Consider the following 12,747-nt stretch of genomic DNA (forward strand, 5'->3'; position numbering starts at 1 on the left):
CTCGTCGTGCGTTTGCGGTCGACCGTGTTTGCGCGGTCAGTTGTGCGGTCAGGCCGGGTCGCGGCGGGTCCGCCAGAGCCAGACCAGGCCGAGCACCGGCAGCACCAGCGGGATGTAGCCGTATCCGCTGCCGAACTGCGACCACACCGTCTCGTCGGGGAAGAGCTCCTTGTCGACAAGGCTCAGTACGCCGACCGTGACGACCCCGACCAACTCCACCGCGCAGCAGGCAAGGGCCACGCGCCGACCGGCGTGGCCGGCACGGGCGAGCCCCACCGCGGCCACGATGTAGATGAGCGCGGCCACCGCGGAGAGCAGGTACGCCACCGGCGCCTCGTCGAACTTCGTGGCGATCTGGAGGCCGGCCCGGCTGGTCGCCGCGATAGCGAAGATCAGGTAGACGGCGATCAGTAGGCGGCCCGGACCGCTGTTGGTGGTGCGGCGGGCCGGCTGTGTCTCAACCACCGAGCACCTCCCAGGTCTGCTGCAACCGGACCACCACCACAGGGGTCACCAGGCAGACCGCGCAGACGATCGCCGAACCCCACCGGGTCGGTTCCATCCGGGCCAGCACCCAGGCCAGCGGTGGCAGGCAGACCAGCGTGACCAGATAGCCGAAGAACGCGCCGGGCTCACCGGGCCGGTCGCCACCACCGATCGCGACAAGCGCGAGCACGCCCAGGACGAGCAGCGCCAGCTCCAGCAGGGCCAGACCGGCGAACTGCACCCGGTCCGGTGGCCGCTGACGTATCGCCACGACCAGCGCCCACACCGCGACGAGCAGCGACAGCACGATCGATACCGTCGCGGCGATCCCGTCCACCGGCGAGCTGGCCGCCGCCGCGCTGGTCATCGGCCCCACCCGGTCGTTGCCTCGGTCACCGGCACAGCCTACTAACCGTCGTAGTACCCCACGACCCTGCCTCGCTGTCGTCGGCCGCTCGTTCTGGCCGGAGCGTTCTCCGCGCCGGTCACCACTACCACCCTGGCGCTCCGGTTGGTCAACCCGCCGCCGGCACGCCCGGTGCGGCGACTAGCGTGGATCAGGGCCGTGGCGTCACCACGGTGGGGACGACGGCGGAGGTACACGTGCTGCGGTTCGGCTTGTTCGGCACCGGTCACTGGGCGATCGAGACGCACGGAAAGGCGCTGCACGCACACCCGGACGCGGAACTCGTCGGGGTGTGGGGGCGCAACCCGGAGCGGGCCGCCTCACTGGGCGAGATGTACGGAGTGCCGACGTACAACGACATCGACGCCCTCATCGAGCAGTGCGAGGCCGTCGCCGTCGCGCTGCCGCCGGACATCCAGGCCGACATCGCGGTACGGGCGGCCACTGCCGGCCGGCACCTGCTGCTGGACAAGCCGCTGGCGCTCACCGTCGCCGACGCCGACAGTGTCGTCGCCGCAGCCGAGGCGTCCGGGGTGGCCTCGGTCGTCTTCTTCACCCAGCGGTTCCAGCCGAACGTCACAGCGTTCCTCGCCGCGACCGCCGCCGCCGGTGGCTGGCAGCACGGGCGGACCACGGCGTTCGCGTCGATCTTCCAGGACGGCAGCCCGTACGGCGGCTCGCTGTGGCGGCGGGAGCACGGCGCGCTCTGGGACATCGCCCCGCACGCGCTCTCGATCCTTCTGCCGGTGCTCGGCCGGGTGACCCAGGTCGCAGCCATCGACGGTCCGAGTGGCATGGTGCACCTGCTGTTCACCCACGAGGGCGGCGCCACCAGCAGTGCCGCGCTGTCCCTGGACGCTCCGCGCGAGGCGATGGCCCGGGAGTTCGTGTTCTACGGCGAGAACGGCATCGAAACCGTTCCGCACGGCGAGTACGACGCGGCCACCGCGTTCGGGGTGGCAATCGACCAGCTCATCGAGCAGGTACGCGCCGGCACCCGCGACCACCGCTGCGACGTCCGCTTCGGTCGCGAGGTCGTCACCATCCTCGCCGCCGCCGAAACCGCCCGCACAACCTCCCGCACAGTCCCCCTCCCGTAACCCCGGCTCCGCCCCCCGGCCTCCCCGCTGGCCTCCCCGCTCCTCCCGTTGATCATGAGGTTGGCGGGCCGGAACGGCGCTCCGGGCCCCGCTAACCTCATGATCAACGGGGTGGGTGGGTGGGTGGGGGCCGGGCCCTGGTCCGGGGCCGTTTCAGGAGAGGGTGGTCAGCGCGGCGGCAAGCTCGTCCGGCGACTCGAACTGCTCGGCCGGCAACGCCTGCACCATCTGCAACAACGCCGTGCTGGCCCCGTTCTCCTGCGCCCAGCGGAACAGGTCCTCGCGGGAGACCGGGTAGTCGAGCCCTGCCAGGTACTCCTGCAACTGCACCCCGGTGACGGTCATGCCGGCCGGCTACCCGCTCATTTCGGGCGTACACCGGGGCGGGCCGGGTGGTGGCGACCCGTCGCCGGACCACGAACGACGCGCCCCGCGGACGGCTCGCCAGCGCTGTCGAACCGCCGGTCGCGCGGCGTGTCGGCCCACGGCGCGCCGACGGTTTGTCGAAGCGGTCGCCGGGTAGCCGCTGCCATGCTGGTTCAGCGGCTCGGCGCGCCGAGCGACTTCGACCCGTTGCTGGAGCGCGTCCGGGACTCCCGGGTGGTGATGATCGGCGAGTCCACCCACGGCAGCTACGACTACTACCGGCTGCGTGAGCAGCTCACCCGCCGGCTGATCGCGGAGTGCGGCTTCTCGTTCGTGGCGGTGGAGGGTGACTGGCCGGACTGCGACCGGGTGCACCGCTCGGTGACCGCCGCCCCGGGCGGAGCGCTGGAACCGCAGAACGCACTCGAACGCTTCGAACGGTGGCCGACCTGGATGTGGGCGAACGCCGAGGTGGCCCGGTTCTGCAGGTGGTTGCGGGCCTGGAATCTGGAGCGGCCGGAAGGGCAACGGGCCGGCTTCCACGGGCTCGACGTGTACAGCCTCTGGGAGTCGATGCAGGCGATCTTCGACTACCTGGGGGAGGAGGACCCGAAGTCGCTGGAGGCGGCGCAGGACGCGTACCGGTGCTTCGAGCCGTACGGCAAACGGGTCGAGGATTACGGCGCGGCCAGCCGGTTCGTGTCCGCGCGGTGCGAGGAGGAGGTGATCCGGCTGCTGGCGCGTACCCGGGAACAGGCCCTCTCCGGCGGCCCGGACCGCTTCTCGGCCTGGCAGAACGCGGAGGTGGTGGCCGGCGCGGAGCGCTACTACCGGGCGATGGTCGCCGGCGGCCCGGATTCCTGGAACATCCGCGATACCCACATGCAGGACACCCTGGATCGGCTGCTGGAACGGTACGGCCCGGACGCCCGCGGGATCGTCTGGGCGCACAACACGCACGTCGGGGACGCGCGGGCCACCGACATGGCCGCGGACGGGATGGTCAACATCGGGCAGTTGGCCCGGGAGCGGCACGGCGACGACGCGGTGACGCTCATCGGGTTCGGCACCTACCGGGGAACGGTTATCGCCGCTCCCCGGTGGGGCTCGCCGCCGGAGCCGATGGTGGTGCCGCCGGCGCGGGAGGGCTCGGTCGAGCGGCGGTTGCACGAGCTGATGCCGGAACGGGCGGTGCTCGTCTTCGACGGCGACCAGCCGGGCTGGGTCACCGACACCTCGGACCATCGGGCGATCGGTGTGGTCTACGACCCGTCGTTCGAGTCCTGGGGCAACTACGTGCCGACGCGGCTCGGTGAGCGCTACGACGCGTTGATCTGGTGCGACGAGACAACAGCCCTACACCCGCTGCCCGTCCCCGCCGCCCCAGGAGAGATGGAGACGTACCCGGCCGGGGTGTAACCGGCCCGGCTGGCGTCGATCATGGAGTTGTGGTGCCTGTTGTGCCCTGAATCAGGCGATTCGTCCGGCACCACAACTCCATGATCGACCGGTTAGGGCGTTAGACGCGGGACGGGGTTTGGTCTGCCAGCTCCGTGCGGAGCTTTTCGCCCTCGATGTCGACGTTGGGCAGGACGCGGGACAGCCAACGCGGCAGCCACCACGCCCGGTCGCCGAGCAGGGACATCACGGCGGGGACGATCGTCATGCGGACCACGAAGGCGTCGATGGCCACACCGACGGCGAGCGCGAAGCCCATCGACTTGATCACCGGGTCCTCGAGGAAGACGAAGCCCCCGAACACGGAGATCATGATCAGGGCGGCGGCGGTGACCACCCGGGCGCCGTGGCCCATGCCGCTGATCGTGGCCTGCCGGGCGGTCTCACCGTGCACGTAGTCCTCCCGCATACGCGACACCAGGAAGACCTCGTAGTCCATGGCGAGGCCGAACAGGATGCCGATGAGCAGGATCGGCAGGAAGCTGATCAGCGGGGCCGGAGTGTCCAGGCCGACCAGGTCGGCGAGGTGCCCCTGCTGGAAGACAGCCACAGTGATGCCGAACGTGGCGGCGACGGTGAGCAGGAAGCCCAGCGCGGCCTTGATCGGCACCAGCACCGAGCGGAACACCAGCATCAGCAGCAGGATCGAGAGCCCGACGACAAGCAGCAGGTAGACCGGCAGCGCGTCGGAGAGCTTCTCGGAGACGTCGATGCCGACAGCCGTGACGCCGGTGAGCAGCACCTCCGCGTTGGGGATTTCGCGTACCGAGTCGCGGATGTCGTTCACCACGGTTTCGGTGGCCTCGTCGGTCGGGCCGGTCTTGGGCACCACACCGAGCAGCGCGGTCCGGCCGTCCGGGCTGATTTGCGGCGGCGCCACCGCGAGGACGTTCTCGGTGCCCTGGATGAGAGCGGTGACCTGTGGCACGGCGGCAGAGGTGGCCTGCGGCGTGTCACCCGCGACCACCACCGCGAGCCGGCCGGTGAAGCCCGGCCCGAAGCCCTCGGTGGTCAGGTCGCTGGCCACCCGTTCGGGCGAACCGACTGCCGCCGTCGACGCGTCCGGCAGGGCCAGCCGCATGTCCGGCGTGGGCAGCGCGAGCAGCCCCAGGCCGAGCAGGCTGAGCAGGATGACGGGTACGCGGAACCGGGTGACGAGCCGCGCCCAGCGGAAGCCGAACGTGGACCGGTCCTCGGTCGTCGCCTCCGGCCGGTCGTCGAGGTCCGCGCCATCGGCCGGCGCAGCCGCCCCGGCGGCACCGGCGCGCAGCCGGCGGGGGAGTACCCGGCGGCCGGCGAAGCCGAGCAGCGCGGGTTGGAGGGTGATCGCGACGAGCACCGCGACGGTGACGGTGCCGGCTGCGGCGAGACCCATCACGGTGAGGAATGGGATGTTCACCACGGCCAGCCCGGCCAGGGCGATGACAACTGTGGCGCCCGCGAAAACCACGGCGGAGCCGGCGGTGCCCACGGCCCGGCCGACCGCCTCCTCCGGGGAGAGGCCGTCGATCAGGTTCTGCCGGTACCGGGAGGTGATGAACAGCGAGTAGTCGATGCCGACCGCGAGGCCGAGCATCAGCGCCAGGATCGGCGCGGTGCTGGTCAGCTCGATGACACCGCTCAGCGCGAACAGGCCGGCCATGCCGACGCCCACGCCGATCAGGGCGTTGAGCAGGGTCATCCCGGCGGCGACGAGCGAGCCGAACGTGACGATCAGAACGATCGCGGCCACCAGTACGCCGAGCGCCTCGGTGGAGCCGACCTCCGGCTCACCACCAAGCACCTCGCCGCCCGGTGCGACCTGCCAACCCTGCGCCTCGGCGGCGGCACCGACCTCCTCGTACGCGGTGCGCTGCTCGTCGGTCACCCCGTCGAAGCCGTCCGCGAACTGGACCTGGACCAACGCGTACCGGCCGTCGGGCGAGACCGCGCCGACCTGGAGCGGGTCGACCGCGCCGACCACGCCGGGCAGCGCGGAGGCCTCCTGAACCAGCTGCTGCAGTACGGCCTGGCCCTCCGGGCGGGCCAGTTGGCCGTCTGCCGGCGCCTTGACGGCGATGGTGCCGGTGACGCCGCTGGCCACCGGGAACTGCTCGGCGAGCAGGTCGAGGGCACGCTGGCTCTCGGTGCTGGGCATTGTGAAGTTGCTCGCCGTCGGGCCGCGCAGGGTCGCCGCGGCCAGACCGGCGACGACGAGTACGACGAGCCAGAGCGCGACGACGAGCCGTCGCCGGCGAAGCGCGCCCCGGCCGAGCCGGTAGAGCAGGGTGGCCATCAGGAGTCCTTGTCCTCGGTCGTTGATAGGTGTTGCAGGGTTGCCTCGACGGGTGTGATGGCCCGCCGTACGAGGGTGAGCAGGGCGACGCGAAGTTCGTCGTCGGGTACGTCGGCGAACTCGGCGCACGCCTCGGGGATGCCGGCCAGCAGCACGAATGCGGTGATCTGGGCGGCTGGCCGGTCGGAGTGCCCGGCCATGGCGTCGCGCAGGCGCTCGGAGATCTGCTGGATGTGGGCGAAGGCCGGCTGGCAGAGCAGTTCGGCGAATTCGCCGCGCAGGAGCGCGATCTCCCGCCGGAACCGGACGGCGAGGTCGACGAAGCCGACGGCGGCGGCCTCCTGGCTGTCCGTTCCGGTGCCGTCGGTGAGCTGGTCGTCAAGGTCTCGCAGCATCGCGATGGCCGGTGCCATCAGCTCGGCGAGGAGAGCTTCCTTGTTCGCGAAGTGGTAGAGCACCGTGGCCTTGGAGCAGCCGACCTCGCGGGCGATGTCCTGCAGGGAGGTGCCGCGGTATCCGGTTACGGCGAACTGCCGTGCCGCCGCGGCGAGGATCTCACCGTGCGTCGCGGAAACTGCTCTGGCCATCGCTGGTCCACCTCCGCGAACCAGCATGCCTGACCGATCGGTCAGACCCTGACCGATCGGTCAGAAATCCCTCGTGGTGTTCCCCACACCCGGCCCTGGTTTAACCGGCGTGCTCCCTGTCGTACCTGGTCCGCGCCTCGGCGATGGCCCGACGGTGCCGCTCGGCCCAGTTGGTCAGGGCGACCAGGGACTCGTACAGCTCCAGCGCCATCGGGGTGGCCGTGTATTCGACCTTGGGCGGCACTGTCGGATAGACCCGGCGGTGCAGCAGGCCGTCGCGTTCCAGGTTACGCAGCGTCAGCGTGAGCATCCGGCGGCTGATGCCCTCGATGTGCCGCTCCAGCTCGGTGAAGCGCACCGGCCCGTTGGAGGCGACAACCAGGATGCTGATGCTCCATTTGCCGCCGACCCGGTCCAGCACCTCGCGGACGGTGCACGCCTTGGCCTGCCCGGCGGTGAACGGCACGTCCCCGGCCGCGCAGGTCAGCTCCGCGTCGACCAGTGCGGACACATCGCTGTTCCTCTGGGACATCACAGTGCCTCCTTCCGCTCCGACTCATGGTCACAGACGATGACGTCGGTAACAAAGCATGCACCAAGGAGGAGTTTCATGGACCGGGTCGTTCCGCCCCGCTGGCCGGCGCTGCTCGTGCTCTGCGCCGGCAGCCTGATGATCATTCTGGACGGAAGCGTGGTGGCGGTCGCGCTGCCCGCCATCCAGCGCGACCTGGGCTTCACCGCCCCCGGCCTGGCCTGGGTGGTGAACGCCTACCTGGTCGCCTTCGGCGGATTGCTGCTGCTCGCCGGCCGCCTAGGCGACCTGCTGGGCCGGCGGCGCGTCTTCCTGGCCGGCGTAGCGCTGTTCACACTGGCCTCGCTGGGCTGTGCCGCGGCCACCGGGCCGGGCCAGCTCGTCGCCGCGCGTTTCGGTCAGGGCGTCGGCGGCGCTCTGGCGATGGCGGTAAGCCTCGGCATGATCGTCCGGCTCTATCCCGAGCCTGCCGAGCGGGCTCGCGCCATCGCGGTCTTCAGCTTCACCGGCGCAGCCGGCGCGTCGATCGGGACGGTGGCCGGCGGGTTGCTCACCGAGCTGGCCGGCTGGCGGTCGATCTTCCTGGTCAACCTGCCGATCGGAGTGCTCATCCTGGTCGCCGCCGTCCGCACCCTCCCCGCCGAACGGGGGATCGGCCTGCGGGCCGGCCTCGACGTACCCGGGGCGCTGCTCGCCACCTCCGGCCTGATGGCCGCCGTGCTGGGCATCGTGGGCACCGCCGAGCACGGCTGGACCAGCAGCCGGACCCTCGGCGCGGCGGCGCTCGCGGCGCTGCTGCTCGGTGGGTTCGCCGTCCGCCAGCGCACGGCGTCGACCCCGCTGCTGCCGGGCCGGGTGCTGCGCGTACCAGGTCTGGTCGCCGCGAACAGCGTGCAGTTCCTCATGGTCGCCGCGTACTTCGGTTTCCAGTTCCTGCTCGCAGTGGAGCTGCAACTGGTCCTCGGGCTGGACGCGGCGGCCACCGGCTGGGCCTTCCTGCCCACCCCTGTGGTGATCGCCGTGATCTCGCTCGGCCTGGCCGGCCGGCTGATCGCCCGCTGGGGCGCCCGGAGCGTGCTGGTGACCGGGCTCGGCCTGGCGGCCGTCGGCTTCCTGCTGCTCGCCAGGCTTCCCGCCGACGGCGGCTACCTCACCGACGTACTCCCCGCGATGGTGATCTTCGGGGTTGCCGGCGGTCTGACCCTGCCGGCCGTCACCACCCTTGCCATGGCCGGGGCGACCGACGCGGACGCCGGGCTCGCGTCGGGGCTGGCAAACACCACCCAGCAGGTCGGCGGCGCGGTCGGCCTGGCCGCGTTGAGCACGCTGGCCGCCGTGCGCGCCGACGGTCTGCGGGCCGCAGGCTGGGACGAGGTGGACGCGCTGGCCGGCGGCTATCGGGCCGCGTTCGCAGTGGCCGCCGCCCTGGTGGTGACCGTGCTGCTGCTCGCGCTTGCCACTCTGCCCCGCGCGGGTCGCCGCAATCTTCCTCCGTCGAAGCGCCGCGTCCGGTTGACCGACAGCTCCCCGGCCGGGAGGGTGATCGGGTGACCGAGGCTGACGAGACCCGCGACGGCGTGGCCCTGACCAACCTGGACCAGCCGCTGTCCGACCGCGCCGACGCGACCAAGCGGGACCTTGTCGACTATCTCGACGCGGTCCGGGAGCGGATCCTGGCACAGCTACGGGACCGGCCGCTGTCGGTGATCAGGGTCCGACCGGGGCAGCCCCCCTTCATGCAGAAGAACCTGCCGAAGTACACCCCGGACTGGGTCCGCCGCGTGCCGGTCTGGGCCGAGGCCTCGCACCGGGAGATCTCGTACGCCCTCTGCGACGACCGGCGGACACTGCTCTGGTTCGCCAACCAACGGGCCGTCGAATACCACCCGACGCTCGCCACCGCGGCCGACCTGCACCGCCCCACGCACCTGGTGCTCGACCTCGACCCACCCGAGGGCGACGGGTTCGCGGCGGCGGTAGGTGCGGCACTGCTGGTCCGTCAGGCGCTCGCCGACGCCGGGATGGCCGGAGCGGTAAAGACCAGCGGCGCCAAGGGTGTGCACGTCTTCGTTCCGGTGGCCGGTGAGCCCACGGCGGAGGAGTTGGCCGCCGCCACGCGTGCGCTCGCCGTCCGCGCCGAACGGCTGGACCCGGCGCTTGCCACCACGGCGTACATCAAGGAGGACCGGGGCGGCAAGGTCTTCGTGGACGCCACCCGGTCCGGCGGTGCGACTGTCGTCGCCGCGTACAGCCCTCGACTGCGTCCCGGGATGCCCGTGTCGTTCCCTGTCGACTGGGCCGACCTGACCGATGTGACCCCGGCGGACTTCACCATCCGGACCGTGCCGCCGCTTGTCGCCGAGACCGACCCCTGGGCCACCCTGATGCCGGCGCCGCAGTCGCTGCCCGCCGACCTGGTGGCCGAGGGACGGACCATCCCGGTGGCCCGGGTGCAGGCCATGCACGAGGGCAAGCGCCGGGCCCGAGCCCGCCGCGAAACCACCTGACGGTACGCCCCGGAGCGGCTCGCACCGGCCCGCTGCCGCCCCGACCGGCGGGAACCCGCCCGTTCGGTGATCCAGATTTGTCGGTGGCGTGTGGCACGATTTTCCAGGTGAGCAGCAGACCTGCCGCCGCGCGCCTCGACGATCTGGCGCGGCTGCGCCGTGTGCGTGACCGGATCGACCGGGAATACGCGCAGCCGCTGGATGTCGAGGCGCTCGCCCGGGGTGTGCACATGTCAGCCGGGCATCTCAGTCGGGAGTTCCGGCTCGCCTACGGCGAATCTCCGTACAGCTATCTCATGACCCGCCGCATCGAGCGCGCGATGGCCCTGCTGCGGCGCGGTGACCTCAGCGTCACCGACGTCTGCTTCGCGGTCGGCTGCTCGTCGCTCGGCACCTTCAGCACCCGCTTCACCGAGCTTGTCGGTGTGCCACCGAGCACCTACCGCCGGCAGGCGGCAGGAGCGACGGAGGGCATGCCGTCCTGCACCGCCAAACAGGTGACCAGACCGGTCAGAAATCGAGAAGCGCAGGTCACGCGACCGGGCCTACCGTGACCGCCACGGGTCGAAGCGGCGTGGGTGGCCCTGGCGTCACTCCGGGCGCGACCCGACAGGCGCCGGCCAGCCGGGGCACGCCCGCCGGACAGATGGAGAGACGATGAGCAAGCACGCCGCCGACAGCCACGACCTGATCCGGGTGCAGGGCGCGCGCGTCAACAACCTCAAGGACGTCACCGTCGAGCTGCCGAAGCGGCGTCTGACGGTGTTCACCGGCGTCTCCGGTTCGGGCAAGAGTTCGCTCGTGTTCGGCACCATCGCCGCCGAGTCGCAGCGCATGATCAACGAGACGTACAGCGCCTTCGTGCAGGGGTTCATGCCGACGCTGGCCCGACCCGAGGTCGACGTGCTGGACGGGCTGACGACGGCGATCATCGTCGACCAGGAGCGGATGGGCGCCAACGCCCGATCGACCGTCGGCACCGCCACGGACGCCAACGCGATGCTGCGCATCCTCTTCAGCAGGCTCGGGCAGCCGCACATCGGTTCGCCGAACGCGTTCTCCTTCAACGTTCCGTCGGTCCGGGCGAGCGGCGCGATCACCGTCGAGCGCGGCGCCGGCAAGTCCAAGACCGAGAAGGCGACATTCAACCGGCTGGGCGGCATGTGCCCGCGTTGCGAGGGCATGGGCTCCGTCACGGACTTCGACCTGTCCGCGCTCTACGACGCCAGCAAGTCGCTTAACGAGGGCGCGATCACCATCCCCGGCTACAGCATGGAGGGCTGGTACGGCCGCATCTACCGTGGTTGTGGCTACTTCGACCCGGACAAGCCGATCGGCAAGTACAACAAGAAGGAGTTGCAGGACCTGCTCCACAAGGAGCCGACCAAGATCAAGATCGAGGGCATCAACCTGACGTACGTCGGTCTGATCCCGCAGATCCAGAAGTCGTTCCTTTCCAAGGACATCGACACGCTGCAACCGCACATCCGTGCCTTCGTCGAGCGGGCGGTGACGTTCACTACCTGCCCCGAGTGCGAGGGCACCCGGCTCAGTGCGGAGGCACGGTCCTCGAAGATCAACGGCAAGAACATCGCCGACGTCTGCGCCATGCAGATCAGCGACCTGGCCGGCTGGGTCCGGGGCATCAGCGACTCCTCGGTTGCCCCGCTGCTCGCCGGGCTGCAACACCTGGTGGACTCGTTCGAGGAGATCGGGCTGGGCTACCTGTCCCTGGACCGGCCGTCGGGCACCCTCTCCGGCGGCGAGGCGCAGCGCACCAAGATGATCCGCCACCTCGGGTCGTCGCTCACCGACGTCACCTACGTCTTCGACGAGCCGACCATCGGGCTGCACCCGCACGACATCGCGCGGATGAACAACCTGCTGCTGCGGCTGCGCGACAAGGGCAACACAGTGCTTGTCGTCGAGCACAAGCCGGAGGCCATCGCCATCGCCGACCACGTGGTCGACCTGGGCCCCGGCGCCGGCACGGCAGGTGGCGAGGTGGTGTTCGAGGGCACCGTGGCCGGGCTGCGGGCCAGCGACACCCTCACGGGCCGGCACCTCGACTACCGGGCCGGCGTGAAGCCGTCCGTACGGACGCCGTCGGGTCTGCTGGAGATCCGGGGCGCGAGCACCCACAACCTGCGCGACGTCGACGTCGACATCCCGTTGGGTGTGCTGGTGGTGGTGACCGGGGTGGCCGGGTCGGGCAAGAGTTCGCTGATCCACGGCTCGGTGTCCAGCCGGGAGGGCGTGGTGTCTGTCGACCAGAGCGCGATCCGTGGGTCGCGGCGGAGCAATCCGGCGACGTACACCGGGTTGCTGGAGCCGATCCGGAAGGCGTTCGCGAAGGCGAACGGTGTGAAGCCGGCGCTGTTCAGTGCCAACTCCGAGGGCGCGTGCCCCGGCTGCAACGGCGCCGGGGTCATCTACACCGACCTGGGAATGATGGCCGGTGTGGCGGCCACCTGCGAGGAGTGCGAGGGCCGGCGGTTCCAGGCTTCGGTCCTGGAATACCGCTTCGGTGGCCGCAACATCAGCGAGGTGCTGGCCATGTCGGTGACCGAGGCGGAGCGGTTCTTCGCCGACGGCGAGGCGCGTACGCCAGCCGCGCACGCCATCCTCGACCGGCTCGCCGACGTCGGCCTCGGTTACCTCAGCCTCGGCCAGCCGCTCACCACCCTGTCCGGCGGCGAGCGGCAGCGGCTCAAGCTGGCCACACGGATGGCCGAGAAGGGCGGCGTCTACGTCCTCGACGAGCCGACCACCGGCCTGCATCTCGCCGACGTCGAGCAGTTGCTCGGCCTGTTGGACCGGCTCGTCGACTCCGGCAAGTCGGTGATCGTCGTCGAGCACCACCAGGCGGTCATGGCGCACGCCGACTGGATCATCGACCTGGGTCCGGGTGCCGGTCACGACGGCGGGCAGGTCGTCTTCGAGGGCACCCCGGCGGATCTCGTCGCCGCCCGCTCTACGCTCACCGGCGAGCACCTCGCGGTGTACGTCGGCGGTTGAGCCGGCGCTGAG

General features: G+C 70.9%; 12 protein-coding genes. 6 read left to right on the plus strand and 6 right to left on the minus strand.

What is annotated here, in order from left to right; genetic code table 11:
- Positions 1–48: 48 nt before the first annotated feature.
- Together ACLQ23_RS28475 and ACLQ23_RS28480 are read right to left on the minus strand one after the other, a co-directional pair.
- Positions 49–465 (minus strand): hypothetical protein, encoded by a 417-nt coding sequence (locus tag ACLQ23_RS28475; protein WP_355591210.1) that lies wholly within the window; start codon positions 463–465, stop codon positions 49–51.
- A complete protein-coding gene (locus ACLQ23_RS28480; RefSeq protein ID WP_355591213.1) occupies positions 458–853 on the minus strand; it encodes a hypothetical protein in 396 nt (131 codons plus the stop codon). The genes ACLQ23_RS28475 and ACLQ23_RS28480 overlap by 8 nt, the downstream gene beginning before the upstream one ends.
- A gap of 239 nt (positions 854–1,092) precedes the next feature.
- On the opposite strand from ACLQ23_RS28480, the gene ACLQ23_RS28485 reads away from it, so the two are divergent.
- Positions 1,093–1,992 (plus strand): Gfo/Idh/MocA family protein, encoded by a 900-nt coding sequence (locus ACLQ23_RS28485; RefSeq protein ID WP_355631036.1) that lies wholly within the window; start codon positions 1,093–1,095, stop codon positions 1,990–1,992.
- Positions 1,993–2,145: 153 nt separating this feature from the next.
- Here the strand turns inward: ACLQ23_RS28485 and ACLQ23_RS28490 are convergent, their stop codons facing one another.
- On the minus strand, positions 2,146–2,337 hold the full coding sequence (locus ACLQ23_RS28490) for a DUF2795 domain-containing protein (RefSeq protein ID WP_355591215.1): 192 nt from the start codon (positions 2,335–2,337) through the stop codon (positions 2,146–2,148).
- Positions 2,338–2,523: 186 nt separating this feature from the next.
- On the opposite strand from ACLQ23_RS28490, the gene ACLQ23_RS28495 reads away from it, so the two are divergent.
- Positions 2,524–3,777 carry an erythromycin esterase family protein gene (locus ACLQ23_RS28495; protein ID WP_355630975.1) on the plus strand — a complete coding sequence of 418 codons (1,254 nt, stop codon included), beginning with the start codon at positions 2,524–2,526 and terminating at the stop codon, positions 3,775–3,777.
- A 100-nt stretch (positions 3,778–3,877) separates the two neighbouring features.
- Here ACLQ23_RS28495 and ACLQ23_RS28500 read toward each other — a convergent pair whose 3' ends face one another.
- The 3 genes from ACLQ23_RS28500 to ACLQ23_RS28510 form a co-directional block, all read right to left on the minus strand.
- Positions 3,878–6,091, minus strand: coding sequence for an MMPL family transporter (locus ACLQ23_RS28500; protein WP_355632123.1), 2,214 nt, complete (start codon positions 6,089–6,091; stop codon positions 3,878–3,880).
- Positions 6,091–6,678, minus strand: a complete 588-nt coding sequence (locus ACLQ23_RS28505) for a TetR/AcrR family transcriptional regulator (protein WP_355591224.1) — start codon at positions 6,676–6,678, stop codon at positions 6,091–6,093. Before ACLQ23_RS28505 ends, ACLQ23_RS28500 begins: the two co-directional genes overlap by 1 nt.
- Positions 6,679–6,778: 100 nt before the next feature.
- Positions 6,779–7,213 (minus strand): winged helix-turn-helix transcriptional regulator, encoded by a 435-nt coding sequence (locus ACLQ23_RS28510; RefSeq protein WP_355591227.1) that lies wholly within the window; start codon positions 7,211–7,213, stop codon positions 6,779–6,781.
- Positions 7,214–7,288: 75 nt separating this feature from the next.
- Here ACLQ23_RS28510 and ACLQ23_RS28515 point away from each other — a divergent pair, with 75 nt between their 5' ends.
- The 4 genes from ACLQ23_RS28515 (at position 7,289) to ACLQ23_RS28530 (ending at position 12,735) form a co-directional block, all read left to right on the plus strand.
- Positions 7,289–8,761 carry an MFS transporter gene (locus tag ACLQ23_RS28515; RefSeq protein WP_425734883.1) on the plus strand — a complete coding sequence of 491 codons (1,473 nt, stop codon included), beginning with the start codon at positions 7,289–7,291 and terminating at the stop codon, positions 8,759–8,761.
- Positions 8,758–9,717: a DNA polymerase domain-containing protein gene (locus tag ACLQ23_RS28520; protein WP_355591233.1), complete on the plus strand. Its 960-nt coding sequence runs from the start codon at positions 8,758–8,760 to the stop codon at positions 9,715–9,717. The genes ACLQ23_RS28515 and ACLQ23_RS28520 overlap by 4 nt, the downstream gene beginning before the upstream one ends.
- A gap of 107 nt (positions 9,718–9,824) precedes the next feature.
- Entirely contained in the window at positions 9,825–10,271 is a 447-nt protein-coding gene (locus ACLQ23_RS28525) for a helix-turn-helix transcriptional regulator (RefSeq protein WP_425734884.1), read from the plus strand.
- A 103-nt stretch (positions 10,272–10,374) separates the two neighbouring features.
- Complete coding sequence (locus ACLQ23_RS28530; RefSeq protein WP_425734885.1) at positions 10,375–12,735, plus strand: ATP-binding cassette domain-containing protein; 2,361 nt, start codon at positions 10,375–10,377, stop codon at positions 12,733–12,735.
- The last annotated feature ends 12 nt before the right edge of the window (positions 12,736–12,747 follow it).

The sequence above is a fragment of the Micromonospora sp. DT41 genome (assembly GCF_049841715.1).
Classification (GTDB): Bacteria; Actinomycetota; Actinomycetes; order Mycobacteriales; family Micromonosporaceae; genus Micromonospora; species Micromonospora profundi.

Bases quoted from the DNA above. Each gene is read 5' to 3' on its own strand.
- ACLQ23_RS28480 (WP_355591213.1), bottom strand. From the start codon at position 853: ATGACCAGCGCGGCGGCGGCCAGCTCGCCGGTGGACGGGATCGCCGCG.
- ACLQ23_RS28490 (WP_355591215.1), bottom strand. From the start codon at position 2,337: ATGACCGTCACCGGGGTGCAGTTGCAGGAGTACCTGGCAGGGCTCGAC.
- ACLQ23_RS28495 (WP_355630975.1), top strand. From the start codon at position 2,524: ATGCTGGTTCAGCGGCTCGGCGCGCCGAGCGACTTCGACCCGTTGCTG.
- ACLQ23_RS28500 (WP_355632123.1), bottom strand. From the start codon at position 6,091: ATGGCCACCCTGCTCTACCGGCTCGGCCGGGGCGCGCTTCGCCGGCGA.
- ACLQ23_RS28505 (WP_355591224.1), bottom strand. From the start codon at position 6,678: ATGGCCAGAGCAGTTTCCGCGACGCACGGTGAGATCCTCGCCGCGGCG.
- ACLQ23_RS28515 (WP_425734883.1), top strand. From the start codon at position 7,289: ATGGACCGGGTCGTTCCGCCCCGCTGGCCGGCGCTGCTCGTGCTCTGC.
- ACLQ23_RS28530 (WP_425734885.1), top strand. From the start codon at position 10,375: ATGAGCAAGCACGCCGCCGACAGCCACGACCTGATCCGGGTGCAGGGC.